Source organism: Tardiphaga sp. 619_E2_N8_4, from assembly GCF_051810905.1.
Classification (GTDB): domain Bacteria; phylum Pseudomonadota; class Alphaproteobacteria; order Rhizobiales; family Xanthobacteraceae; genus Tardiphaga; species Tardiphaga robiniae.
Genome location: NZ_JBPWQJ010000001.1, coordinates 5025330 through 5050362, shown reverse-complemented (window position 1 = coordinate 5050362; position 25033 = coordinate 5025330). Strand labels below are relative to the sequence as shown.

The following is a 25033-nucleotide window of genomic DNA, read 5'->3' as shown; positions in this document are numbered from 1 at the left end:
AATAAACCCGCTTCACATGGCCGCGTGTGTTGCATGTCGGGCACATTTCTGAATAACCGCACGCAGTGGTAACTCTGTCCGGCTTTGCTGCGCGATTGCGCTGAGGAGCTGCCGATCCTGCCCAGCCGGAATGCCTATGCCCAAGATCTTCACTGATCCCGACGCCATCGCCGAAGACATCATTCGCGACGTTGGGACGACGCTCGTGGTCGGGCTGCCGCTCGGGCTTGGCAAGGCCAACCATATCATCAATGCGCTCTATCAGCGCGCGCTGGCCGATCGCAATGTCAGACTGACGTTCTTCTCTGCCCTGACACTGGAGAAGCCGAGACCATCCAGCGAGCTGGAGAAGCGCTTCATCAATCCGGTGATCGAACGGCTGTTCGGGGGCTATCCCGGTCTCGCTTATGCAAACGCGCTGCATAAAGGTGAGCTGCCGCCAAACATTCAGGTCAACGAATTCTTCTTCCTTGCGGGAAAATGGCTGCGGGTTGCCGACGCGCAGCAGCACTATATTTCGGCGAACTACACCCATGCGTCGTCCTATCTTCTGACGCGCGGGCTTAACGTGATCACGCAATTGGTGTCGAAGCGTGTGGTCGATGGCGCCGCGCGCTATAGTCTGAGCTGCAATACCGACACCACGCTTGATCTGATGCGGGCGCGCAATGAAGGTCGCGTCTCGTTCAGGCTAATCGGTCAGGTCAATTCGGAATTGCCCTTCATGCCGGGGCAGGGTGATCTTACCAGCGATGAGTTTCACGCGGTGCTCGAAAGCCCGGAGACTGAATTTCCGCTGTTTGCGCCCCCGTCCGAACCGGTCAACGACACCAAATACGCGATTGGATTGCACGCTGCCGGCCTGGTGCGCGACGGCGGCACGCTGCAGATCGGCATTGGGCAAGTGGGCGATGCGCTGGCGCAGGGCCTGATCGTTCGCCACCGCGACAATCCGGCGTTTCGCAATCTGATGCAGCGTCTTGCCCCCGACGCGCCTCCAAAGGAAGTCGCGACGTTCGAACACGGCCTCTACGGTGTCAGTGAAATGCTGTTCGAAGCATTTCTCGGCCTGATCGACGCCGGCATTCTCAAGCGCGAGGTGGATGGCACCATCGTGCATGGCGCGTTCTTTCTTGGGCCGAAGGCATTCTATCAGGCGCTGCGCGATATGGCGCCGGAGCGTCTGGCGAAAATCCAGATGATGCCGGTATCGTTCACCAATGAGCTCTATGGCAACGAAGAGGCGAAACGACAGGCGCGCGTCGATGCGCGCTTCGTCAACAACACGATGATGGCGACGCTGATGGGCGCCGCGATCTCCGACGGTCTTGAGAACGGCCAGGTCGTGAGCGGCGTCGGTGGGCAGTATAATTTCGTCTCGCAGGCTTTCGCTCTGGACGGCGCGCGCTCGATCCTGACTCTCGAATCCACACGCGCCGGCAAGAAGCCAGCCTCCAATATTCGCTGGAGCTATGGTCACACCACGATCCCGCGACACCTGCGCGATATCATCGTGACGGAGTATGGCGTCGCCGATCTGCGCGGAAAATCTGATGCGGATGTGATCGCGGCCATGCTGCAGGTGTCCGACTCGCGCTTTCAGCCGGAGCTGATGAAGCAGGCCAAGGATGCGGGAAAGCTTTCCAAGAGCTATGATATTCCTGCAGCATATCGCGACAACGTGCCCCAGCGGATCTCCGTTGCCCTCAAGCCGGCGCGGGACGCCGGTCTTCTGCCGATGTTCCCGTTTGGCACCGATTTCACTGCCGTGGAGCAGCGCCTGATCCCTGCGCTGCAGGTCCTGAGCGCCGCATCGGTGTCGCCACAACAACTCGCAGGCCTGTTCTGGCAGGGCATGACGCACGCCCCGAGTGCGTCAGATGAATCGGCGCTGGCGCGGCTCGGGCTCGATCGTCCGGCCACATGGGCCGAACGCGCCTATCGTGTGCTGGTTTCCGCCGCACTCGCGCGCAGCGGCTCAGCCTAGCGGTTTTTGTTGACTGGCTTCCGCTTCTCGATGAACGCAGCCATGCCTTCAGAGCGATCCTCCAGCGCAAAGGTTGCGTGAAACAGATCGCGCTCGACCTTGAGGCCTTCGGCGAGCGGCGTCTCGAAGGCGCGATTGACGGCGTTCTTCGCCATCGTCGCCACCGGGCGCGACATGGCGGCGATCTTTTCCGCCATGGCGATGGCTTCGTCCATCAGCTTGTCGGCCGGGACAATGCGGCTGACGAGACCGGAGCGCTCGGCTTCCGCCGCATCCATCATACGGCCCGTCAGGCAGAGGTCCATCGCCTTCGATTTGCCAATGGCGCGTGTGAGGCGCTGGGTGCCGCCGATGCCGGGAATGGTGCCAAGCGTGATTTCCGGCTGGCCGAACTTCGCGGTGTCCGCTGCGATCATGATATCACACATCATAGCCAGCTCGCAGCCGCCACCGAGCGCATAGCCTGAGACGGCAGCAATGGTCGGTTTGGTACAGGTGGCGACACGGTCGCCGCCGATCGCGGTGAAATCACTGGAGAACATGTCGATGAAGCTCTTTGGCTGCATCTCCTTGATATCTGCCCCGGCGGCAAATGCCTTCTCGCTGCCGGTCACGATGATGCAGCCCACGGCGGTGTCGGCTTCCAGCTCGTCGATGGCGATCTTGATTTCGCCGAACACACCGAAAGAAAGCGCATTCAGCATCTTCGGGCGATTCAGCGTGATGATGCCGACCGCGTCTTTGCGCTCAACGATGAGGTGTTCGTAGCTGCTCATGTTCCATCCCGCGGATTTTTGCGAAGCTGCCAGGATCGACAGCCCCGCGCAATTTGCCCGCTCGGGGGATGGGGTTCAAGCAATAAACATACGGGCCGCAGAGGCCATGGTCAGCAAACCGCCAAATGCGATGAAGATCTTACCAACAAGGGAGGTCTTGTCCCAGGTCGTGCTGCTCTCGGTGGCGACTTCCGGTGCCGGTGTGTCGATGGTGGCCTTTGCGAGCGTCAGCGGCGGCTTATCGTTGCTGATGGCACGATCGAGGTCGTTGAGCTGGTCAGCGGCAACGAGCTGCGCGTTGCTGGCGCCGGAATCCGGCGACGTCGTTGCGGGCTGTTCCTGCTGGCCGCCGATTTGGCCAAGCGCGCTGCCGGCTTGCGATGACATGTTGTAGGTGTTGGTCGCTGCTGTCTCAGAGGGCCATTGCGCATTGGCATTGGCGACCAATGACGGGATGGCAGTATCGCTGCTTCCCGGCTTCGCGTCTTCCGTTTTGGCAGTGTCCTCATCAGCCGATTTTTTCGACGTCTTGGTTGCCTGCCGGTCGGACTTGCGCGATTTCGTTTCGCTCTTCCTGGCACTGCGGTGCTTGGTGGCCTTCGCTGCTGGTTCGGCGGACGTGTCTGCAGCGCTGCCAACCGCTGCGGCCGGCTCGGATGCTGGAGCGTCGTTTTCGGTCGCGTGAAGCGGTGCCGATGTGCAGATCCACAATCCGGCTGCGATGACCAATGCCGCACGTCCGCTGGCTCTGATGTTCATGGAAATCTCCCCAAAGTACCGGCCCCCAATGGCCGCAAGGGAAACTGCGCAGGTGTTCACACCGGGGCAAAAAAAGGGAATCTTCGGACGAGTCCGGCAAAAACGGGGCATGAACGCTGCCGCAATTATCGTCTCCACAGGCGTCAGCTAAAATCTGCCTTTGAAATCAAGGCGACGGATGTCACTCTGACGGTTCGATGGTATGAGCCGGATGTCTTTGAATCTTCGGCTCGGGATTGGGGCGTAGGTAAGGGCTTCACGGTTCCGTGATTTTTCTCTCAGCTAGCGTAACAAACTGAATTATCCGCCGAATTGGCTTTAGGAGCGCGCGTGCGCGGACGTGACGACGAATGGACCGATCTGATGCGGTCGGCCAATGCAGGGGATAGCGTTGCTTATCATCGCCTGCTGAAGTCGGTTACGCCCGTGCTGCGCGCCGGAGCGCGGCAGGGCCTGTCACGGGCTGGCCAGCCGCCCGATCAGGCCGAGGATATTGTGCAGGACATTTTACTGGCGGTGCATTTGAAGCGGCAGACCTGGGACGCGAACGCGCCATTCGCGCCGTGGCTGTTTGCGATCGCCCGCAACAAGCTGATCGATGCGCTGCGTCGCCGCGGACGTCGCGTCTTCGTCAATATCGACGATTTTGCCGAGACGATTCCGAGCGAGCCGCCGGCCGAAACATTGCCCACCGTCGAGATATCCAATCATCTCGCCGATCTTCCGCCGCGGCAGCGCGACGTGTTGAGATCGATCGCGGTGGAGAGCGCATCCATCAAGACCACGGCGTCGAAATTGTCGATGACCGAAGGCGCCGTGCGCGTGGCGTTGCATCGTGGGCTCGCGAGCCTCGCAGCCAAGCTGCGAAAGGATTGACCATGGATACCGATCGCCTGATTCAAACGCTCGCCGCCGACAATGATCAGAGGCCACGTCCCGTGAGCACGCAGCTCGCGATGGCCCTGTTGGTCACCCTGCCGGTTGTGGCGGCGATGTTGCTGGTGACGCTTGGCATTCGCCCGGACTTCATGTCGGCCATGCGCAATCCGTTCTTCGATACGAAGTTTCTGGTGACCTTGGCGCTTGCCATTCCAGCCATCGTGATCAGTGTCCATCTGTCCCGGCCCGAGGCGTCGTTGGGGCGCTGGATCTGGCTGTTGCTGCTGTCGCCGTTTATTCTCATTGTCGCGTTGATCGTCGAAATGACGATGCCGCAGCGCGCGCCGATGATGGTGCGCATTATCGGCAGAAACTCGTCGCTGTGCTCGGCGGCGATCACGTTGCTGTCGCTGCCGATCCTCGGCGGCGCGATGATCGCGCTGCGCCACGGCGCGCCGTCACGCCCCGCCGTTGCCGGTGCGCTCGCGGGATTGATGTCAGCCGGGCTAGGGGCGACGTTTTACGCCGCGCATTGCGCAGACGACTCGCCGCTGTTTGTGGCGACCTGGTACACGCTCGCAGCCCTCGTCGTGGCGGCGCTGGGTGCAGCCATCGGTTCGAAAGTGTTGCGCTATTGAGCTGCGCGTGAGCCACGCGTTCCGCGAAAAATGAATCCGGTCAGGCCGATGCCACGGCCGCAGGACGGCCGCTCGCCGCCTTCGCGATGTCGCCGTTCAACTCGCTGGTATAGTCCTTGAAGTCGACTTCCAGCGTGTAGCGCGCTGAATTGAGCCAGGTGCTGATCTTCCTCTGGTGGAAGTCGCGGACCTCCAGCGCCATATCGCCAGGGCTGGGCAGGGCGACTTTGCCTGTCAGCACAGCTGCGATCCATCGAGCCTGGATTTCGACCAGCGGAATGGTCGGTCCGATGGGCTGCACCAATCCGGCAAAGAACAGGCCTGGTCGGTTCGGCGGTTTAATGCGCCGATAGAGATCAACCATGCCTCCGTCTTCCGGCACCGAGAAGATCTCGGGCGCGAGGAACGGGAAGCTGGTCTTGTAACCTGTCGCGTAGATCACCGCGTCGAAGCCCTCCTGCGTGCCATCGGCGAAGGCGATGGCGTCCCCCTCCAACGAGGTGACGTTCGGCTTGATGCTGATCCAGCCATGGCCGATATAAGGCAGCAACTCCTGGCTCAACGTCGCATGTTCGCGCCACATGGGATGTTTCGGCTTCGGCACGCCGAAGCGGGTCTGGTCGCCGACAGCGAGATAGATCAGGCGTGCCATGAGCATGCGCGTCAGCAGTGTCGGGAATTTCAGCTTGCGCGCGAAGAAGGCCGACCAGCGATCGATCGGGATGCCCATCATGTATTTCGGCATGATATGGGCGCCGGTTCGCGTGGACAGCACGACGCTGCTGGCGCGCTTGCAAAGATCGACGGCGATATCGACGGCCGAATTTCCGATGCCAACGACCAGCACCTTCTTGTCCTCGAAAGGCTGCGCGGTGCGATACTGGCTGGAATGAATCGCCGTGCCGTTGAATGTGCCAGAGAAGGTCGGCCAACGCGGATCCCAGAGATGGCCGTTGGCGACAATCACCGTCTTGTATTCGCGGGTGCCTTCCTTCGTCGTTACGCGCCAGCCGTCGTCGGTCTTTTCGACCGAGATCACTTCGGAGTTGAAGCGGATGCGAGATCGTGCGCCAAACCGGTCAGCATAGGCTTCAAGATAATCCAGCAATTGCTGGTGTGACAGGAAATCAGGCTTGTCGGCTGGAATCGGAAAATCGGAATAGCCGAGATTGCTGCGGCTGGTGTCGATATGCAGACTGCGATAGGCGCAAGACAGGCCATTGTCATTGCCGTAGCGCCACATCCCGCCGATATTTGAGCCCTTCTCGTAGATATCGAAACTGAGCCCCTTGTCGTGCAAGGCCTTGGCGACGGCAATGCCGGATGAGCCGGCGCCAATGACGCAGATGTCGACTGCAGGTTCGGTCATGCAGCAGATTTTTCGGCAAGACGCTGGCGATACTGGCTCACGATGTCCTCGAAACTCTTGTCAGCGACGACGCCGAGGGATGGCGCGCGGGTGGAGATGAAACCTTTCGGCCAGCTATCGACGATCTTCTTGAGATCGGAATCGAGGGCATATGTCACGTTCGGCGTGGTGTTGGTGACACGTGCGATCGATTCAATAATGTCTTCCATGCTGATCGTCAAAGCAGGTTGATTGAGCGCGCGTTTGCCGCGCATCTTGGCTGGATCGGCATTGTGAAGCGTGATCAAATTCTGCGCAACGGTCTCCACCGAAACGATCGGCACTTTCGTGTCCGCGCGCAATGGGCAAATCGACGGCTTTCCGGCGACGCCATCACGAACGATGCCTGCGATACGGTCAGATACCGACTGTGTTGGCGGGCCGGGGTGCACCAGCACGATCGGCAGGCGCAGGGCACGTGCATCGACCATTCCGTGACGCGTGGCATCCGCCAGCATCAATTCGGCAATGGCCTTGTGCGTGCCATAGGAGGTCTGTGGACGCTGCAAATGATCGTCATCGACATGATCAGGCAATAAGCCGCCGAAGACTGCGATCGAACTTGGAAAGATCAGGCGGGGCGGAGCATCCTTCGCGCCGATGGCGTCGATCAATTCCGCCAGCGCCGAAACATTCACCGCCAGCGCGCGCGTCGGGTCCTGTTCTGCGGCGCTGGTCAGCACAGCGGCGAGGTGAAACACGCTATGGGGCTTCCAGGCAGCGATCCGCCTCAGCGTATCGGGCGCCGCGATGCTGGCTGGCAGATGTCTCACGCGTCGGTCGGATGCTGGCGGCAAATGTGTGTCGAGAAGGAGGAGCTCCTCGATTGTTTCGCTTGTGCCTGCAGCATTGGTGAGAGCGCCTGCTTGAAGCAGCGCAGAAGTGAGGGTTCTGCCGATGAAGCCACCGGCGCCTGTAATCAAGACGCGCATGAATCCCGCCCTGCTTGATGCCAACCTGTTCCGGCGTTATTCGCCGTGATCGAGGCATCACTATCAGCGCCTTCACCGGCAAGTCGATGCCTGCTGACGGAATGGCTGCTCAGCGCAATTGGCGTTGCGGCGCTCGGTCGCAATGGCCAGACTGCGGCCATTCGCGTGGAAACATGTTGACTGACAAACGTCAGGCGGCAGGTAGGTCGGACGTCGCCTGCTGCATGCGGTGGAAGCGCAGGACTTGTTGCGCCGCGGAGATGCGCAGACGTTCATAGGTCTCGCGGTCGGTCGCGCTGTCAGACAGCTGTGTTCCAGCGAGTTGCTCGCGCATGTTGATGATGGTCTTGACCGTCTTCCATGAGAAATTTGCGACCTTGCACAGAATGAAAATGCCCTCGCTGCGGGATTCGACCATCATGGTTTCCGCGACGGAGATTGGCACGTTGGCCAGGCACGCGAGCGCAGCGTTTGCTTCGTCGAACTTGCTGGCTTCGGCGAATTTCGCCACTTCGTTTTCATCCAGCCGACCGTCTTCAAACAGTGAGCGCACGAGACCATGAGCAATGATGGTCTGCTGACTGATTCCGCCTGGTGCGGAGCGTGCCCGCCGCGCGACCTGCTGAACCACCAGCGATATGTCGGCGGTGTGGTGTACGTGGGCGGCTTCCAGCTTCGCCCGGACCGAGGCCGACGCCTTGGCAACGAGCTTCAGATAGTGGTGGCGCGGAATGGAGGGACGCAGGCCGACACACGTCGCAATCGTATCGTTGCCCTCGGCCCGGGAGAGCAGGGTATTGTACCCGCGCTCTGAAATGTCTGCCCCGCGATTGTTGACGGTGCTGGTGACGACGGCGTCATTGCCGCGCTCGACGAGGACATCCGTCAGGGCGCCGCTCAGGACGCTGCGCGTCGAAATCGCGAGCAGATGGTCCTGGCTCTTGGTGCGTGCATTCTCAATCAGCGCATGGTCGTCCAGTTGCTCCGATTGGGAGAGCACGGGGGCGGCGACCTCGATCAAATCGTCGAATGCGAGGGTCCGGACGACCCGGGGCGGTGCGACAGGGATGGGTGCCAGTCGCTCGGCCAGAAGGGCCCTTGCAGACGCTTCCATATGCGTCAGCAGGCAATCGAAGATGTCGTCGAACACTGCGATCTGCGCGTCGGAGTAATCCACGGCGTTGTTGACGAACAGATCCGTGACGCGGCGCAGCGTTTCCACGCGCCGCGCAACCGTCCCGTGGGCCAGTGCGGCGTCAAGCTCGTCGAGTAAATTTGCCGATAACGGTGACTTCGAAGACATAAATCAAATCCCGTAACTCTAATCGTGTCCTGCCGCGAAAATGTTGCAGTTAGGGTTCGTGAAATTCGTTCAGGCGCTTGCAATTCGATTTCGTCCGCGCTCCTTGGCGGCGTAGAGTGCGCTGTCGGCACGTGCGAGTAAGGTGTCTGGCGTGTCGTTCGGACCCAATGTCGCAACGCCGCCCGAAATCGTCACGGTCAAGCCGTCGGAAAATGCGCTCCAATCCAGTGCTTCGACGATTGCGCGCAGACGGTCGAGCATTTGCAAGGCCTTGTCATGCGGCGTGTCCGGTAGCACCAGCAGGAATTCCTCGCCGCCATAGCGGCCGAATTTGTCGATGCTGCGGATATTGGCGAAAATGGTGATGGCGAAGGTTCGCAGTACTTCGTCGCCGGTTGGATGTCCGAAATTGTCGTTAATCCGCTTGAACCAGTCGAGATCGATCAGCGCGGCGGTGCAGGGCGTATTACTGCGCTGTGCACGAATGATTTCATCGTCGAGCAGCCGCATGATGCAGCGGCGATTGAACGATCCCGTCAGTTCGTCGAGCTCCGCTAGCTCTTCGATGCGCTTGTAGGCGGCTTCGAGCTCAACGCGGCGCCGAAACAGCGCATCGCGTAGCGAGCTGGAGAAAATGCCAATGAACATACTGCGGGCGATGGTCATCGAGAATGTCAGCAAGGTGCCGAAGCGCTCGAGGGAATTGCCGGAGGGCAACGTCAAGGGCAGATCGACGAAGAAATACAGCAGCGCGAGGCCGCCGGTCATGACGCTCCAGGCGCCGACACCTTCACGGGGCGAGGTACGCAAGGCGATGACATTGGCCACAAGAAACAATGCGCAGAGAAACACGACGGCGACATTGGGCGCGGTGTAAACGAAGGCGAGCAGAAGTGCGTAAGTGACAGCCGTGTAGGGCGCTGCGAAGAAGTGATCGCGCCAGTCATCCGTCAGGCCGCTCTCGGAGATCGCGAGGAAGATCAGGACAGAGGTAAAAGCGCAGCCGGCATAGGCCGCGACGATGGTGCCATCGATAGTGCCTGCTGCAAGGAAGACGAAAAGCAGCACGACGTTGACGGCATGACTGGCGGCCGCCAATGCGAGCATTTGGCGCCGCCGCTTCAGGCGACGTGCGAGCATATCAGACCGCAACTCTCCATCGACGGCTTCGAAGTCGCCGTTGACTGGATTCAAGACTGATGAAGCGGCTGCGGTCATTGAGCCCATCGATGGGTTTTGCTGATGGAACTCTAGTGCTCAAAGCCTTTAGGTTTGGTATCTATTGCCGCAAGTCAAATCTGGTAACGGGCTACTCATTTGCTGCTCCCGGCGACATCTGTCGACAGATCGCTTACTGCGGGACTGCCAGAAGGTTTCAAGCATAGCTTTGTTGTTTAAGTAAAAATGCCCGGACCGATGACGGGCCCGGGCGAGTTGACTTGATGTGGCGGACAAGCCGCCGGGACAAGTTACGGTATTCATTGACGAGGGTTTCGGGATATGGCTGCAAAATGCAGGTTCCGCCGTCTCAAGGCTGTTCCGGAAGCCACGACTTGGTAAGGTTGCCGTGTGAATCGCTGGCGTTCGGGTCGGAAATGCCCCAGCATTATGCTACCTGTTACCCGTTCCGCCCAAGAAAAGGGCGGTAAAAGCCCGTTCGGCGCGGTTAAAACAGCCGCGACCGGTATATTCCTGCCCATTCGAGAAGATTTTATCTTGTCAATCGAACCTCTTACATCCTCATTCAGACCAACTTTGCGAGACGGGCAGTGAGTGCAACACAGGCGGCATCGGATGAGATTCTGATCGCCCGGATTGCGCAAGGCGACCGTCTTGCCATGCAGGTGCTTTATGGCAGGCACCACGTCCGGGTGTTTCGCTTCGGCCTTCGGCTGGTGCGGAACGAACAGATTGCTGAGGATCTTATCAGCGAAGTGTTCCTGGATGTGTGGCGGCAGGCAGGCAAATTCGAGGGCCGTTCCGCGGTCTCGACCTGGCTCCTGGCGATTACGAGGTTCAAGGCGCTGTCCGCGCTGCGCAAGCGCAAGGACGCCGAACTGGACGACGAGACGGCCAACGCGATCGAGGATACGTCCGATAATCCCGAAGTGTCGGTTCAGAAAAAGGATACCAGTGACGCGTTGCGAAAGTGCCTGACATCCCTTTCGCCCGAGCATCGGGAAATCGTCGATCTCGTCTACTACCACGAGAAGTCCGTGGAAGAGGTGGCCGAGATCGTCGGAATTCCCGAGAACACCGTCAAGACGCGCCTGTTTTATGCGCGCAAGAAATTAGCCGATCTGCTCAAGGCAGCCGGCATTGAACGAGGCTGGCCATGATGGCGATGAGCAACAAAGTGCCGACCCAGGAGCCAGGCGAAATCGAGGCATTGCTGCCTTGGCACGCCGCGGGCACGCTCAACGCGCGTGATGCTCGCCGCGTCGATGATGCACTGGCCAAGGATCCGGAACTGGCGAAGCAATATGCCGTGATCCAGGAAGAATACGCGGAGACCATTGGCCTCAATGAGAGCCTCGGTGCGCCGTCCTCACGGGCAATGCAGAAGCTGTTTGCTGCGATTGACGCCGAGCCGGTGCGCAGCGGATCGACGTCGGTCGGTCTGTCGGCGCGGATTTCCGGATTTTTCGCATCGCTTTCGCCGCGGACGCTGGCGGCTTCGGCCGCTGTTGGTGCGCTCGCCATCATGCTGCAGGCCGGTGTGATTGGCACCGTGCTGATGCAGCGCGATACACGCACATTCCAGACTGCGTCCTATGAAGCCGCGCCGTCGCCAACGAGTGCACCGACCACTGTCACCCGGTCGCTCGCGCCGGCACCGGCCTCGGTAGAAGCCCCGACGCGCCTGTTCGTCCGTTTTGCGCCGACTGCGCGGGTGTCTGACATCACGGCGCTGCTCGATGGCTATCAGGGTACGATTGTTGACAACGGCAAGGACGGGCTGTTCCGGCTGCAGTTCGGCAATCGGGTGATGACCAAGGACCAGATCGCCGGGCTGATCCGCCGGCTGGAGAACGAGAAGATCGTCAGCATGGCGGTTCAGGCGCAGTAGGCGCCGTCGGTTGATCCGATCCGCATTGTGCGTGCGAGGCCTGTTCCATGAGACATGATCGTGGTGCCTCCGGGCCAATGATGAAATGCACGGCCGCTGTGCTTTCGCTCGCTGTCGCATGGCCGTTCGGCCTTTCGGTCGCGGGCGCGCAGAGTATGATGCGCTCGCCGAGCCTCAATATCGGATCGCGCGTTCCCACGATCGCACCCAGCACGACACCGCGCATCAATCCGAACATCGCTGCCGGCGCGGGTCGCATCGCCGGCCGTGGTCCGAATATCGTGAGCCGTGGACCCATTGCTGGTCGCGTCGGTATCACCAGCGTCGGCCCGCGCGGGGCGGCGATCGGCACGACAGCCGGCCGGACACCGCCCATATCCTCGCGGCCAGGGCGTACGCCGCCGCTGAAGATCGTGGGAGTGCTGCCAACCATTCCTTATGTGCGCTATTCCCCCAACACCTATCCGAGCTGCGCCTATGCCAATCGCGCGGCATCCGGCGAATGCAACGAGAAGCCATTCGTTGCTGATCTCGGCGGCGGCCCGACGCCGCGCAGCCAGAATGCCGGTGGTGGACCGCGCAGCAATGGCCCACAGGCGGCGCTGAACACGCGTTATGTCCCCCGACAGATCGTCGCCGAACTCGACAGCGCGCTGACGCCCGACCAGGCAGATGCGCTGGCGCGCCGTCTGCGCCTGGAGCGTCTGTCGTCGCAGGACTTTCCGCTGATCGGCGCCAATATCAGCCTGTTCCGCATCACCGACAACCGTTCGGTCGAGACTGTCGAATCCCAGATGCGCGCCGAGGCCGACGTGCGCGCTGTGCAACCCAATTTCCGCTATGTGCTGCAGGACCAGGTGACAACGCCGGCACCGGGTGAGGGCGATCCTGCGCAATATGCGCTGGCGAAGCTTCGTCTGCCTGAGGCGCACAAGCTGTCGGCCGGTGCCAATGTCACAGTTGCCGTGATCGACTCCGGCATCGACGTCGCGCATCCCGAACTCGCTGATGCCATCGTGGGTTCGTTCGATGCGCTTCGCAGCAAGGAAGGGGCGCACGTGCACGGCACTGGCATTGCGGGGGCGATCGTATCGCATGCACGGCTGATGGGCAGCGCGCCGCGCGCGCGCATCTTGGCCATTCGCGCTTTTGGTGTGTCGCAGGGCGGTGCCGAGAGTTCGTCTTTCGTGATCCTCAAGGGTATCAACCACGCGGCCATGAATGGCGCCCAGGTCATCAATATGAGCTTTGCCGGTCCGCAGGATCCGCTGATCGAGCGCGGTATTGCGGCCTCAGCCAGCAAGGGCATCGTGATGGTCGCAGCATCAGGCAATGCCGGACCGAAATCGCCGCCGCTTTATCCTGCTGCAAGCCCCAGCGTGATCGCAGTCAGCGCCACCGATGCGTATGACAGGCTGTTCTCCGCGTCGAACCGTGGCAGCCACATCGCGGTGGCTGCGCCGGGCGTCGATATCTTCCTGCCCGCGCCGGACAACAAGTACCAGATGACGTCGGGCACCTCGTTCTCGGCGGCTTACATCAGCGGGCTCGCCGCATTGATGATCGAGCGCAATCCGCAACTACGGCCGAACGAGATCCGCAGCATCCTGATGACAACCGCGCGTGATCTTGGTGCGCCCGGCCGTGACGACCTGTTCGGTGCCGGCGCGGCGGATGCCTATAGTGCGGTATCGGCAGTGCAGGGCGCTCAGCAACCCGTGGCGACAGCGCCTGCGCCCGTGACGCCCGTTGTCGTCACCGCACCGGCGCCGACGACGCGTGCGGTCGAGGCGTCGTCGCCGTCGATGGCGTCAGACGTCCAAAAATAATCCCCTGATCGTTGAACGTTTGGCCGGGTCTGCCGGACATATGGATGTGGGAGCGGCATTCCCTCCCCAACGAGGCCATATCCGGCGCATGCGCCCAAACATTCGCGCCGGTATAGCTTGACCCGTCCGGTTGTCCCCCCGGACGGGTCTTTCGTTTTTGTTAACCAAAAATTTTAACCTTCAGGTCATAGATTGCCGGTGCATGGCCCGGCATCGAGCAAGGCTCAAGCAAGGCTTGACTGCAATACCTCAGGTTTGACGGGGCTTTCTCACGCGTTTCCAACGCAATTGTCCAAGTTTGACCACATTGCGCTGGACCCCGAAAACTTTTCCACAGAAACTCTCCAAGTATTGGTGAGTGATTCGTTTGTTGCTTTGCGTCCGTTTTTTCTCTTGCGGACATTTCCATGTCATCTCACCTGAATTTTCCTTACCCGCATGCCGGCATCGGTCGGCCACTGGCCCAGCGCTGGTGCGCTCTTGCCGAGAGCCGGCTGGATTACCTGACAGAACTGTTCGAGAGCGGGCGGTGGCGCCGTTTTCACAGTGAAGCTGAATTCCTCGACAACATTCAGGAAGCCAAGGACGCGGTTGAACGCTGGCGGCTGATGGTCGAGGGCGAGACCGCCGCCGTGAGGCGCGTGCTGTCTTCGGAAGGGGTGATCTACCGGGCGCCGCGCGCCCCTGAACCACCACGGCCTGCTGCCGTCGCGGCTCCTGCCATTGCAGCGCCTGCGGTTGCGCCCTTGCAGCCCGACATCGAGCCGGTGGCTGAAGCGGCTTCGCCCGTCCTGATCCCGATCGAAACCCTGTTGCGGCAGGCTCCGCCGCGGCAGGCGGCGGTGACGCCGGCGGATCTGGATTGGCAGAAAGCGCTTGATCCTCTGGTGATGAGCGCGCGCTATCCGATGCTGCGGACAGCGCTTTAGCGCACCGTGTTCCCGGAGAGGGCAATCTGCTGATAGCGCTGTGCGCCATCGGCCGTGAGGTCAGGGGTCACCGGCTTTGCATGATCGAGGCCGACCACAGCGCCGCGTGGCGCGCCTGAAATCATGTTGTTGCTCACCAGCGCGGTGCCGGCTCCCGGTGCCACCGATACACCGATGCCGATGAAGCTGTTGCGCACCACGTTGCCGGTGATGGCGACATCGCGCAGATACTTGCCCCAGCCCGCGATCATGCCAAAGGATGGCGCGTTCTCGACGACATTGCCCGTCACACTGGCATCCGCCTCGATATAGATGCCGATGCCGGCATCGTCGTCGGGCGCCGTGCCGATCGGTCGCTTCGGGAGCAGGTTGCGGATGATGTTGCCCTGAACCACAGCGATGCGGCCGCCCTCGTTGAAGTTGCAAACCGAGATACCGAGCGCCGCACCATCGACGGTGTTGTTGGCGATCACTGCAGCCTCAAAGGCAAATTCCGAATAGAGCGCGACTTCACGCACGCTCGACACGCTGTTGCCGGTGATGTGGATGTTCGACGCGGAATTGCCGCGCACGGCCGAGTAGTCACAGTTTCGAATGCGATTGCCGGAGACGATGACATTGCTCGCACGAAAAGCGTTGATGGCGTTGCCATATTGACCGGAGCCGCCAGGGCCGGCCTTGATATCCTCGATACGATTGTCGATCACTTGCGTGCCGTCATCGCCGATGGCGGTGCGCAGGATCTCGATGCCGTTGCTGCTGGTGCCGGAAATGGTGTTTTGCGCGACGATCAATCCCTGCGCATCGAACGAGACGATGGCCGTGGTGGCGATGTTGGTTAGTGTATTGCTGGTGATCGCGCCCGCCGTGTTGTCCAGCCAGATGCCCGCGCCGCCGCTATTGGTCACGGTGCAATCGCTGATGCGGAGTTCGCGCGCCTGCACGATGTGCAGCAGCCCGCGCCGTGGCGGCAGGTTGGCGAAATTGCCGTCCAGCGTGAGGCCGCTGAGGCTGACATAGTCCGCGCCTTCGCCTGACAGCAGTGACGCGCCGCCGCTGAAGGTGAGGGTCGTTGCACCGCGCATGCCGATGATCTGCGAGCCGCGCGCGAGCCTGAGCATGCCGGTGCGATAGTTGCCGGGCGGCAATGCGAGCGGTGCCTGCGCACGTGCCGCCTCGTCGATGGCGCGTTGCAATGCGCGCGTTTGGTCGTCCTGGCTATTGGCGCGCACGCCATATTGCGCGGCGTCGCGTCCGAGCGTCGAGGTGAGCGGGGCGGCGCGTGCCGCATCGCTCGATGCGGCGAATGCGCCGGCGGCGAGACCCGCGCCGGACGCAGTCAGCAGATGGCGGCGATGCAGGTCCATGGTTCGAGGTCCCGGTGGATGTCCGCTGATGAGGTAACGCAAGATGATGCGTGTGACGTTGCCAGGCGAGAGTGGCCGCGATGAATGTGCAGGGTAGGGTTAATGATGCTCTGACATATGGAACGGTAAGAGCGGGTGCATCACTCCCGGTCGTCATGGCCGGATGGCGCGAAGCGAGCTTCGCAATAATCCCAGACCTCTCCCCACGTCATGGCCGGGCTTGACCCGGCCATCCACCTTGTCTTGTGCGACGGTGTGCGGGCCAAGCTGGATCCCCGGGTCAAGCCCGGGGATGACACCTGTGGGTCCGGCGCCTCCATCGCGCCGTCGCAAATCCAAAATGTCAAATAGCCACTGCTCTTCAGACATGCGTCATCGCCCCCATTGTTTGCGGCGCGGGGGCGCCGTCGTCTCTTGCATTCCCGCCCCCCTGTGAGAGGGCGTGCGGAACGCCGGGTGCCCGTTGCACCCTTGGGCCTGATGCGAATGCGGTCTTCCGCAGGTTAGTGTGCATCAGGACTTTCGGATGCGCCGAGCAAGTGCCCGGCGTTCCGCATACGGTGTTTTTTCGGTTGCTTGCACTTTGCCTCGACGAACGCTCCGATCGCGAATTAAAGTCCCAAGGCGATGGGAAGGGAGCCTCAAGCGAGTAAGCCGAACGCGTTTCGACTTGGTCGTCCGTCACACTGTCCAGGGGTCTGTCCATCCCAAGGTCGGCCGTCTCCTTGCCAGTGGCAGTGCTGGCGCAGATCCGTCCTGCCCGAAGACAGACGTTCCCCCATGAACCGCGTGACGCCGCATCTCCGGCGTCCACCGCATCCTGCCCCGCGAACGTGACGATCGCGATCGCCCTTCTCGGTGGGGTAGGACGGAGGGGAATATAAACCTGGTGGGGATATTGTCAACGGGAAATAGGAAAATATGTTTGGGTCGAACCTCTCCGCTGTCGTCCCCGCCTAGCACGCCGAAGGCGTGCCCGGGGCGGGACCCATAACCTCCGAGCAGGAAGTTGAGACAGCGGCGTCGCGACGACGACGGTTTCGCTGTCTCTTCGGTGTGTATGGATCCCCGCCCCGCGCACGCCTTCGGCGTGCTACGCGGGGATGACAATGGAGAGGTCATCGCGCCTTCACACTCAGGTGTGCCTGGGAATGACGAGCGTGTGTCGAGGAATGACATGCGTATGAAGTAGCGCCCCGCGCTATCGTCCCTTCAGCGCGAGCTGGAAATCCTTCTCGGCCTGGGCGTCGCGTTCGTTCTTTTCCGGGCACTCGCCGGGCTCCGCCTGGCAGGGACGGATCTCATAGTCGTTGTCGAGCACGCGGTACGGTGTCGGCTTCGAATTCTTGGCTTCGACATCGGTGACAAGGCCGCTCTCCGCGGCGAGTTTCCAGACGTCGGCCTCGGTCGGATAGGATTTGCTTAGTTTCGCGTCGTCACAGAACAGTGCGTAGGGCATCGGATTGCTCCGGTAAAAATTGATAACGTTCATGGCGGCGCCGGGTTCGCCCCGACGTATTCCCAGACATTTCAAAATTGCGCGACGGCCATTCGGCTACGCCGCGAGAGCGTTCAGCTCACCATCTTGTGAGACTTGAACAGGCGGCCTTTTTCCACCACGAGGATCACCGCGAATGCAGTGAGGGTGCAAAGAAAAAGGCCGGTCGCGAACGGCAGCAGAGTGCCGTCATAGTGCTGGCCGATAACCGTGCCGATGGCGATACCCAGCAGCGTGGTCAGCGTCCCGTAGAGCGAGGAGGCCGTGCCGGCGATGTGGCCCTGCGGCTCCATCGCCAGTGCGGTGAAATTCGAGAACATCAGGCCGAAGGCAAACATCATCAGCATCGACAGCGCGATGAACAACCATAGCGGCACGAAGCCCATCGCCACGGCCAATAACATCGCCGCGCCAGCAGTGACGAAACCGAGCAGGGCGCCGTGGGAGAGTGCGCGCATGCCAAGGCGATGGACTACGCGCGAGTTGAAGAAGCTGGCCGCAGCGACGCCGAAAGCGATGGAAGCAAAGGCAAGCGGGAAATATGGCCCGAGATGGAAAATCTCGGTGAACACCTGCTGCGACGTAAACACGAAGGCGAACAGTGCGCCCTGCAGGATGCCGGCAGCGAGGCCGTAACCGAGCGTCTGCCGATGGCTGACAGTTTGCCGATAGGCATACAGCACATCACGAATGGCGAGGGAGCGGCGTTTGGCGACCGGCAGCGTCTCCGGCATTCGCCAGGCACTCCAGGCCAGCGTCAGCAGGCCGTATAGCATCAGCACGACAAAGATGCCCCGCCATTCCGTGAGCACCATCAGGGCTTGGCCGAAAGACGGGGCGATGACCGGCACCGAAATGAAAACCATGATGGCCAGTGACATGACGCTAGCCATGCGGCCGCCGGCATAGCAGTCCCGGACGATCGACACCGCGATTACACGCGTCGCCGCGGTGCCGACGCCCTGCAGCAGGCGGGCAAGCAGCAGGATTTCGAACGAGGGTGCGAACAGCGCGAGCACGCTCGCGGCGCAATAGACGGCCATTCCGCCGAGCAGGATGGGGCGCCGACCGTAGCGGTCCGACAGCGGGCCCATGGCGAATTGGGCCACGCCGAAGCCGAGCAGGAAGACCGAGAGGACGGTCTGAAGGTGGTTGGCATCAGGGACCTTGAAGGCCGCACCGATATGCGGCAGCGCCGGCAGCATGATGTCCATGGCAAGCGGATTCAGCGCCATGATCGAAGCGATCACGACGACGAATTCGCCAAATTTCATTGGGCTATGGGTCGATGACACCGCGAGGGGGGCGTCGGCGTTGATGTCGGTCACAAAGCTGTCCCTGAAAGCATTCCCGCCATTAGGGTCTTCATGTTGCGATGCACAAGTTGACTTTCGGCATGGCTGCGTCGCGGAAACCGGCGGAATTTCCCCAACTTATGAATTAATGTTCAGAGAATAACCGGGGGCGCCGTCTTGACGGCCTCACACCCCGGAATTCCGGGCTGCGTCACGCAGCTTGACCCGGGTCATGCGGATCATTTCCAGCAGGATCGCTTCACCGGTATCGGTGAGCTCGTCGGAGGTCATGCGGTGCGAGGTGGCGTCTTGTGCCAGCAGCGGCACATGGACGAAGGCCGCGAGGCGTGGCCCGTTCGGCGCGCGGGTGGCCTCGATGCTGCGCCAGGACAGGTAATTGCAGAGATAGCGGCCGGCATCGCGTGAGGGGCGCACGTCGGCGCCACTGGCGAGGGCAGCCCGGAACAGACGTGCCGTGTGCGGGCCGAACATCTGCGCGTCAGCGCCCGGAACAATGCTGGCGCGGCGCACCGTTGTGTGGCCGGCATCGGGCCACAGCATCGACACCGCATTGCGGGCGCGCGTCTCGATCCGGATATAGGGCGTGCGTGCGGCGAGGCCGAACATCAGCAGCGCATCCGGGCGATGGCGTGCGATCTGCTCCGGCAGTTCGCGATCGACGGTGGCATAGGTGACGTCGAAAATATGCGCGATGCGGGTGACGTCAGCGAAAGCGGGGCGGCGCAGCGTTGCGAGTTTTCGCACCAGCGCCTGCGTCGGGTTCACCGGCGCGCCGGGGAAGGGGCCGAAGCCGGTGATGAGGATGCGGGGGGCGCTGCCCATCTCAATCCTTCAACAGCGTGACGATCGCCTCCGCCGCGACGGCAGGCGTCATCGTGCCGTCGGCGACGTCGCGTTCGACCTGTTTGACCTTGCTGCGAATGCCGGGATCGCTGCGCAGCCGCGCCTTCAACCGATCCTCCAGCATGGTCCACATCCATTTCACCTGCTGCTCGCGGCGGCGGCCGGCGAAATCGCCGGAAGCATTCATCGCCGTGCGATGCGCGACGACCTTGTCCCAGAGCTCGGCGATACCCGTCTTGGTCAGCGCCGAATAGGTGACCACCGGCGGATGCCAGTGCTCCGAGCGTGGCGCCAGGATATGCAGCGCGCCGCGATAATCCCCAGCGGTGATATTGGCGCGTTTGAGGTTGTCGCCATCGGCCTTGTTGATGGCGATCATGTCGGCGAGTTCGATCAGGCCTTTCTTGATGCCCTGCAACTCGTCGCCGCCGCCGGGCAACATCAGCGCCAGAAAGAAGTCGGTCATGTCGCAGACCGCGGTTTCCGACTGGCCGATGCCGACGGTCTCCACCAGCACCACGTCGAAACCTGCCGCCTCACAAAGTAACATCGCCTCGCGCGTTTTCGCCGCGACGCCGCCGAGCGTGCCGGAGGACGGCGAGGGACGGATGAAGGCGTTCGGATGGGCAGACAGATCGTTCATCCGCGTCTTGTCGCCGAGGATCGAACCACCGGTGCGCGCCGAGGATGGATCGACGGCCAGCACCGCGACCTTGTGGCCGCGCTCGATCAGATACATGCCGAGCACATCGATGGTGGTCGACTTGCCGACGCCGGGCGAGCCGGTGATGCCGACGCGAAACGCACGGCCGGTGTCGGGCAGGAGTGCCTGCACGAGTTCGCGCGCGGCGGCCTGATGATCGGCACGGCGGCTTTCCACCAGCGTGATCGCCCGCGCCAGCGCGGCGCGGCTGCCGGCGCGGACGTCACGCGCGAGGGCGTCGATGTCGATGGGTGCTCTCGTCACTGCGGCCCCTTGTCGTCGTCCTTCGGCCGCTCGCCGGCGAAGATCGCGCTGCCCTCGGCGGACAGATAGGGCTTGAGTTTCTCCCACGGCACGAAGGCGTCGTAATCGCCCTCGGCATAGGATCCGACCGCATAGGGGCCGTAATGGAAGCTGAGACCGGAGCTCTTGCCGGCTGACGTCGATGGCGTCAGCGATACCGGCCCGATCTTGAGCAGCTTCGGCTCCAGCGCATCGACGAGGCTCATGTCGGGATTGTCGTTGTCGCGCTTTTTCTTCTCGATTTTCAGATCGGCGACGACCGCATCGCGGATCGCCGTCATCGCCGGCCCGCTATCGGCGAGCTCGGTGAAGAAAGGACGAATGCTGATCATCTTGCCGACCTGCCTGTCCCACAGCAGCGTGTCATTGGCACGATTGGGATGCGCGCCGCCGGTGTAGTTGTAGTCCGCGCGAATGATGCTGACATAGCGACCCGCGACCAATGAGCTTTGCGCATAGGTTCGTTCGGATTCCCATGGCCGGTTGCGGATGTCGGCAGGGAGATCGTTCATCTCCTTGCGCTGCTCGGCCAGCTCCTTGAGCGTCTTCGCAGCCCAGCCATTGCTGGCGGATGTGAGATATTTCAGCAGCGGGGCATCCGACTTGATCGCGGCATCGAAGAAGACGGCGACCTCGGTGTATTTGGCCTTGAGCTGGATGTCGGGCTTTAGCTCAGCGGCGAGGGCGGGCGCGATGCATGGCAGTGCGAGGAGCAAAGCCGCAAGCAGCGACTGATGAAAGGCACGTATAGTCATTCGCGGATGACGCTTTCAACAAAGGCTTTGAGGGGAGGCAGGTCATTCTGCACGATCTGCCAGACTTCGTCCGCATCCGTTAGATGATAAGCGTGACGGAGGTGATTTCCGAAATCATTCATTCTTCGCCAATTGATATGCGGAGCGAGAATCTTGACGTTATCCGGTAACCGCAATGACGCTTCGCAGATGATGGCAAGGAAGCGCTCTACCGCACCGCGAACAACTTCGTCTTCGGCGAACTGATCCGGCGCCATGCCGCTCGTGACGCGCTCGATGAGATGAACGCGATCAAGAATGTCTTTCAGACGATCTTCGGACGTGGGAGGCATCAAAACACCTCGATCAGATCGTCGGCCATGCGTTCCCTGATGCGAGGTGTCAATTCGGTTGGAAACATGACGTGCGGCCAAATTCCAATCGTATCCTCGATGAGATGCATGACCTTGAACAGATCGAAGCGTCGCGCTGAAGACGCTCTGTCGAACGTCTCAATCAAAATATCCAGATCGCTGTCCGGCCGTGCGTCACCGCGAACCCTAGAGCCGAACACGGCCAGCCGCGTCACGCCTTCTGCTTTGATGGCAGGCGCAATCGCTCGCAGTTTTGCGAGGATCGTCTCCAGCGGGATGTCGATCACGTCGGTCATCCCGCGATCCTACCACGTTTGCCGTGACGCTGCAGCTACGCCGCCGCCTCGCTATGGCCCAGCCGTGCATTGAGCTTGTGGATCAGCTCTTCGGCGGCCTCGGAGATCACCGTGCCGGGCGGGAAGATCGCCTCGGCGCCGGCCTTGTAGAGTTCGTCGTAATCCTGCGGGGGGACGACGCCGCCGATGATGATCATGATGTCCTCGCGGCCCTGCTTCTTGAGCGCGGCCTTGAGTTCGGGCACCGCGGTCAGATGGGCTGCGGCCAGCGACGACAGGCCGAGGATGTGCACGTCGTTTTCGACGGCCTGCCGCGCGGCTTCATCGGCGGTGGCGAAGAGCGGCCCGATATCGACGTCGAAGCCGACATCGGCGAAGGCCGAAGCGATCACCTTCTGGCCGCGGTCATGGCCGTCCTGACCGATTTTCGCGACGAGGATGCGCGGGCGGCGGCCCTCGGCGTCCTCGAAGGCGTCGATCAGCGCCTGAACCTTCTGGACCTTGTCGTTCATGGTGGACGCCTCGCGCTTGTAGACACCGGTGATGGATTTGATCTCGGCGCGGTGGCGGCCGAACACCTTTTCCATCGCATCGGAAATTTCGCCGACGGTGGCCTTGGCCCGCGCGGCATCGATCGCCAGCGCCAGCAGGTTGCCGTTGCCGTCCTTGGCGCTGCGCGTCAGCGCCGCCAGCGCGGCATCGACGTCGGCCTGGCTGCGCTCGCCACGAAGCCTCTTCAATTTGTCGATCTGCAGCCGGCGCACGGTGGAGTTTTCCACCTTGAGCACGTCGAGCGCTTCTTCATTTTCCGGCTTGTACTTGTTGACGCCGATCACCGCCTGACGGCCGGCATCGATGCGTGCCTGGGTCTTCGCCGAGGCTTCCTCGATGCGCAGCTTGGGCACACCGGCCTCGATGGCCTTGGCCATGCCGCCGAGCTCTTCCACTTCCTGGATGTGCGCCCAGGCCTTGGTGGCGAGATCATGTGTCAGGCGCTCGACGTAATAGGAGCCGCCCCATGGATCGATGATGCGGTTGGTGCCGGTTTCCTGCTGCAGGAACAGCTGCGTGTTGCGGGCAATGCGCGCCGAGAAGTCGGTGGGCAGCGCCAGCGCTTCGTCGAGCGCATTGGTGTGCAGTGACTGGGTGTGGCCCTGCGTCGCCGCCATCGCCTCGATGGTGGTGCGCATCACGTTATTGTAGACGTCCTGCGCGGTCAGCGACCAGCCCGAGGTCTGGCAATGGGTGCGCAGCGACAGCGATTTCGGGTCCTTCGGATTGAACTGCGTCAGGAGTTTGGCCCACAGCAGCCGCGCGGCGCGCATCTTGGCGACTTCCATGAAGAAGTTCATGCCGATCGCCCAGAAGAACGACAGCCGGGGCGCGAAGCGGTCGACATCGATGCCGGCGGCAAGACCCGCGCGCAGATATTCGACGCCGTCGGCGAGCGTGTAAGCCAGCTCAAGATCCTGCGTCGCGCCGGCCTCCTGCATGTGATAGCCGGAGATCGAAATCGAATTGTACTTGGGCATCTTTTGCGAGGTGTAGGCGAAGATGTCCGAGATGATCCGCATCGAGGGCGTCGGCGGATAGATATAGGTGTTGCGCACCATGAACTCTTTCAGAATGTCATTCTGAATCGTTCCGGTCAGCTTCTCCGGCGGCACGCCCTGTTCTTCGGCGGCGGCGACATAGAGCGCGAGGATCGGCAGCACCGCGCCGTTCATGGTCATCGACACGCTCATCTGGTCGAGCGGAATACCGGCGAACAACGTGCGCATGTCATAGATCGAGTCGATCGCCACGCCGGCCATGCCGACATCGCCCGAGACGCGCGGATGATCGCTGTCATAGCCGCGATGGGTGGCCAGATCGAACGCGACCGAGAGGCCCTTCTGGCCGGCGGCGAGATTACGGCGATAGAAGGCGTTGGAATCTTCCGCGGTGGAGAAGCCGGCATATTGCCGGATCGTCCAGGGCTGGTTGACATACATGGTCGGGTAGGGGCCGCGCAGGAATGGCGCGATGCCGGGATAGGTATCGAGGAAATCGATGCCCTTGACGTCATCCTCGCCGTAACCCGGCTTCACCAGGATGCCTTCGGGCGTCAACCATGGTTCGCCCTGCGACGGCGCGCCGGCGGCACGGGCGGCGAAATCGATCTCGGCGAAGTTCGGAATCTTGCTCACGAGCGGCGTTCCTTCAATTTCTTGATTCTTGTTTCGCAGTCAGCGAGGCGTTGACGTATTTGGGGTTCACCGGCCGTTTGTCCGCCGGGGACGAGAAAGATGAGTTCGAATACTGTAATCGGAATGCCGAAGACGGTTATCTTGCGCATTCCGATCAACGCCATGAGCGCCAGGACGATGGTCAGCGCGACAACGTTCAACAGACTATATTCACCCGCTATCACTCCGGACACGAAAATCCACCCGAGGAGCAAGAGCATTCCGGCACACAACCCGACGGCCAACGGCGGGATCGTCGTGGAAGTCGACGGATTGCGATAATCGAGTGTCGGATTGTGATAGTCGATCATCGACTGCAAGCGGGCTCGCTCCGCTTCGAGTTTATCCAGCTCGTGTTGGTGAGACATGAGTCAGTTCCCATCATCTCAATCATGATCCGGGTGCTGATAGCTGAACACTTCCGCGCATTTCTCCGGTCCGAAATTCTGCATCGTCGTCTTGCTCGGCAGGTTCGACACGTTGCCGACCCAGCCCAGGCGTGACTCCGTGCCGAATTGCTGCGTCGGCACCACGCGGTCCGGCCTGTCGAAGGCGCCGGTCATGATCTCGATTTTGGGGCCGCCGATGGCGCGATAGCTCAGCGGCGTGCCGCATTTGGCGCAGAAGTCGCGCTCCGCAATCGACGATGACTTGAACGCCGCCGGCTTGCCGCGGGTCCATGCAAAGTTCTCGTTCGGGATATCGGCCAACGAGGCGAATGGCGCGCCGGTGGCCTTCTGGCACATGCGGCAATGGCAGATGCTGACCCGGGTCGGCGCAGCCGACAGCGCAAAGCGGATCGCGCCGCATTGGCAGCCGCCGGTCAGCGCGGGTTTGCTCGCCGTTGCCGTCATGGCTTAC

Annotated in this window: 24 protein-coding genes; 7 read left to right on the top strand and 17 right to left on the bottom strand. The window is 61.6% G+C overall.

What is annotated here, in order from left to right; genetic code table 11:
- The first annotated feature begins 136 nt into the window (after positions 1-136).
- Positions 137-1987, top strand: a complete 1851-nt coding sequence (locus tag AB8A23_RS24315) for an acetyl-CoA hydrolase/transferase C-terminal domain-containing protein (protein ID WP_439057912.1) — start codon at positions 137-139, stop codon at positions 1985-1987.
- Here AB8A23_RS24315 and AB8A23_RS24310 read toward each other — a convergent pair.
- Positions 1984-2763, bottom strand: a complete 780-nt coding sequence (locus AB8A23_RS24310) for an enoyl-CoA hydratase (protein ID WP_439057913.1) — start codon at positions 2761-2763, stop codon at positions 1984-1986. The two genes, AB8A23_RS24315 and AB8A23_RS24310, sit on opposite strands and share 4 nt — an antisense overlap.
- Positions 2764-2838: 75 nt before the next feature.
- Positions 2839-3522, bottom strand: a complete 684-nt coding sequence (locus tag AB8A23_RS24305; RefSeq protein ID WP_439057915.1) for a hypothetical protein — start codon at positions 3520-3522, stop codon at positions 2839-2841.
- A gap of 330 nt (positions 3523-3852) precedes the next feature.
- Here AB8A23_RS24305 and AB8A23_RS24300 point away from each other — a divergent pair, with 330 nt between their 5' ends.
- Both AB8A23_RS24300 and AB8A23_RS24295 read left to right on the top strand, forming a co-directional pair.
- Complete coding sequence (locus AB8A23_RS24300) at positions 3853-4398, top strand: sigma-70 family RNA polymerase sigma factor (RefSeq protein WP_175366665.1); 546 nt, start codon at positions 3853-3855, stop codon at positions 4396-4398.
- A 2-nt stretch (positions 4399-4400) separates the two neighbouring features.
- On the top strand, positions 4401-5039 hold the full coding sequence (locus tag AB8A23_RS24295; RefSeq protein ID WP_175366664.1) for an NrsF family protein: 639 nt from the start codon (positions 4401-4403) through the stop codon (positions 5037-5039).
- 40 nt (positions 5040-5079) lie between these two features.
- On the opposite strand, the gene AB8A23_RS24290 is transcribed toward AB8A23_RS24295, so the two are convergent.
- From AB8A23_RS24290 to AB8A23_RS24275, 4 genes are all read right to left on the bottom strand, one after another.
- Complete coding sequence (locus AB8A23_RS24290) at positions 5080-6408, bottom strand: flavin-containing monooxygenase (protein ID WP_439057917.1); 1329 nt, start codon at positions 6406-6408, stop codon at positions 5080-5082.
- Positions 6405-7379 carry an NAD-dependent epimerase/dehydratase family protein gene (locus AB8A23_RS24285; RefSeq protein ID WP_439057919.1) on the bottom strand — a complete coding sequence of 325 codons (975 nt, stop codon included), beginning with the start codon at positions 7377-7379 and terminating at the stop codon, positions 6405-6407. Before AB8A23_RS24285 ends, AB8A23_RS24290 begins: the two co-directional genes overlap by 4 nt.
- Positions 7380-7569: 190 nt before the next feature.
- On the bottom strand, positions 7570-8682 hold the full coding sequence (locus AB8A23_RS24280; protein WP_439057921.1) for a DUF2336 domain-containing protein: 1113 nt from the start codon (positions 8680-8682) through the stop codon (positions 7570-7572).
- Positions 8683-8751: 69 nt separating this feature from the next.
- Positions 8752-9822 (bottom strand): GGDEF domain-containing protein, encoded by a 1071-nt coding sequence (locus tag AB8A23_RS24275; RefSeq protein WP_439057922.1) that lies wholly within the window; start codon positions 9820-9822, stop codon positions 8752-8754.
- A 629-nt stretch (positions 9823-10451) separates the two neighbouring features.
- Between AB8A23_RS24275 and AB8A23_RS24270 the strand changes: the two genes are divergently transcribed.
- The 4 genes from AB8A23_RS24270 (at position 10452) to AB8A23_RS24255 (ending at position 14510) form a co-directional block, all read left to right on the top strand.
- Positions 10452-11021, top strand: a complete 570-nt coding sequence (locus AB8A23_RS24270; protein WP_089266985.1) for a sigma-70 family RNA polymerase sigma factor — start codon at positions 10452-10454, stop codon at positions 11019-11021.
- On the top strand, positions 11018-11752 hold the full coding sequence (locus tag AB8A23_RS24265) for a hypothetical protein (RefSeq protein WP_439057924.1): 735 nt from the start codon (positions 11018-11020) through the stop codon (positions 11750-11752). Before AB8A23_RS24270 ends, AB8A23_RS24265 begins: the two co-directional genes overlap by 4 nt.
- Positions 11753-11799: 47 nt before the next feature.
- Positions 11800-13581, top strand: a complete 1782-nt coding sequence (locus AB8A23_RS24260) for a S8 family serine peptidase (protein ID WP_439057926.1) — start codon at positions 11800-11802, stop codon at positions 13579-13581.
- Between the two features lie 407 nt (positions 13582-13988).
- Positions 13989-14510: a TIGR03809 family protein gene (locus AB8A23_RS24255; protein ID WP_439057928.1), complete on the top strand. Its 522-nt coding sequence runs from the start codon at positions 13989-13991 to the stop codon at positions 14508-14510.
- On the opposite strand, the gene AB8A23_RS24250 is transcribed toward AB8A23_RS24255, so the two are convergent.
- The 11 genes from AB8A23_RS24250 to AB8A23_RS24200 form a co-directional block, all read right to left on the bottom strand.
- On the bottom strand, positions 14507-15877 hold the full coding sequence (locus AB8A23_RS24250) for a TIGR03808 family TAT-translocated repetitive protein (RefSeq protein ID WP_439057930.1): 1371 nt from the start codon (positions 15875-15877) through the stop codon (positions 14507-14509). The genes AB8A23_RS24255 and AB8A23_RS24250 overlap by 4 nt on opposite strands.
- Before the next feature lie 1201 nt (positions 15878-17078).
- Positions 17079-17336 (bottom strand): hypothetical protein, encoded by a 258-nt coding sequence (locus AB8A23_RS24245; protein ID WP_439060464.1) that lies wholly within the window; start codon positions 17334-17336, stop codon positions 17079-17081.
- Positions 17337-17449: 113 nt separating this feature from the next.
- Positions 17450-18703: a multidrug effflux MFS transporter gene (locus AB8A23_RS24240; RefSeq protein WP_439057932.1), complete on the bottom strand. Its 1254-nt coding sequence runs from the start codon at positions 18701-18703 to the stop codon at positions 17450-17452.
- Between the two features lie 153 nt (positions 18704-18856).
- Positions 18857-19513 carry a pyroglutamyl-peptidase I family protein gene (locus AB8A23_RS24235; RefSeq protein ID WP_439057933.1) on the bottom strand — a complete coding sequence of 219 codons (657 nt, stop codon included), beginning with the start codon at positions 19511-19513 and terminating at the stop codon, positions 18857-18859.
- A gap of 1 nt (position 19514) precedes the next feature.
- Positions 19515-20501 carry a methylmalonyl Co-A mutase-associated GTPase MeaB gene (meaB, locus tag AB8A23_RS24230; RefSeq protein WP_439057935.1) on the bottom strand — a complete coding sequence of 329 codons (987 nt, stop codon included), beginning with the start codon at positions 20499-20501 and terminating at the stop codon, positions 19515-19517.
- Positions 20498-21295 carry a DUF3298 domain-containing protein gene (locus tag AB8A23_RS24225; protein ID WP_439057937.1) on the bottom strand — a complete coding sequence of 266 codons (798 nt, stop codon included), beginning with the start codon at positions 21293-21295 and terminating at the stop codon, positions 20498-20500. The genes meaB and AB8A23_RS24225 overlap by 4 nt, the downstream gene beginning before the upstream one ends.
- Positions 21292-21627 (bottom strand): HepT-like ribonuclease domain-containing protein, encoded by a 336-nt coding sequence (locus AB8A23_RS24220; RefSeq protein ID WP_175367531.1) that lies wholly within the window; start codon positions 21625-21627, stop codon positions 21292-21294. Before AB8A23_RS24220 ends, AB8A23_RS24225 begins: the two co-directional genes overlap by 4 nt.
- On the bottom strand, positions 21627-21944 hold the full coding sequence (locus AB8A23_RS24215) for a nucleotidyltransferase family protein (RefSeq protein WP_093759043.1): 318 nt from the start codon (positions 21942-21944) through the stop codon (positions 21627-21629). Before AB8A23_RS24215 ends, AB8A23_RS24220 begins: the two co-directional genes overlap by 1 nt.
- Before the next feature lie 35 nt (positions 21945-21979).
- Positions 21980-24133 (bottom strand): methylmalonyl-CoA mutase, encoded by a 2154-nt coding sequence (scpA, locus tag AB8A23_RS24210; RefSeq protein ID WP_439057939.1) that lies wholly within the window; start codon positions 24131-24133, stop codon positions 21980-21982.
- Positions 24130-24540 carry a hypothetical protein gene (locus tag AB8A23_RS24205; protein ID WP_309944810.1) on the bottom strand — a complete coding sequence of 137 codons (411 nt, stop codon included), beginning with the start codon at positions 24538-24540 and terminating at the stop codon, positions 24130-24132. The genes scpA and AB8A23_RS24205 overlap by 4 nt, the downstream gene beginning before the upstream one ends.
- Positions 24541-24558: 18 nt before the next feature.
- Positions 24559-25026 carry a GFA family protein gene (locus AB8A23_RS24200; RefSeq protein ID WP_093759041.1) on the bottom strand — a complete coding sequence of 156 codons (468 nt, stop codon included), beginning with the start codon at positions 25024-25026 and terminating at the stop codon, positions 24559-24561.
- Between the last annotated feature and the right edge of the window lie 7 nt (positions 25027-25033).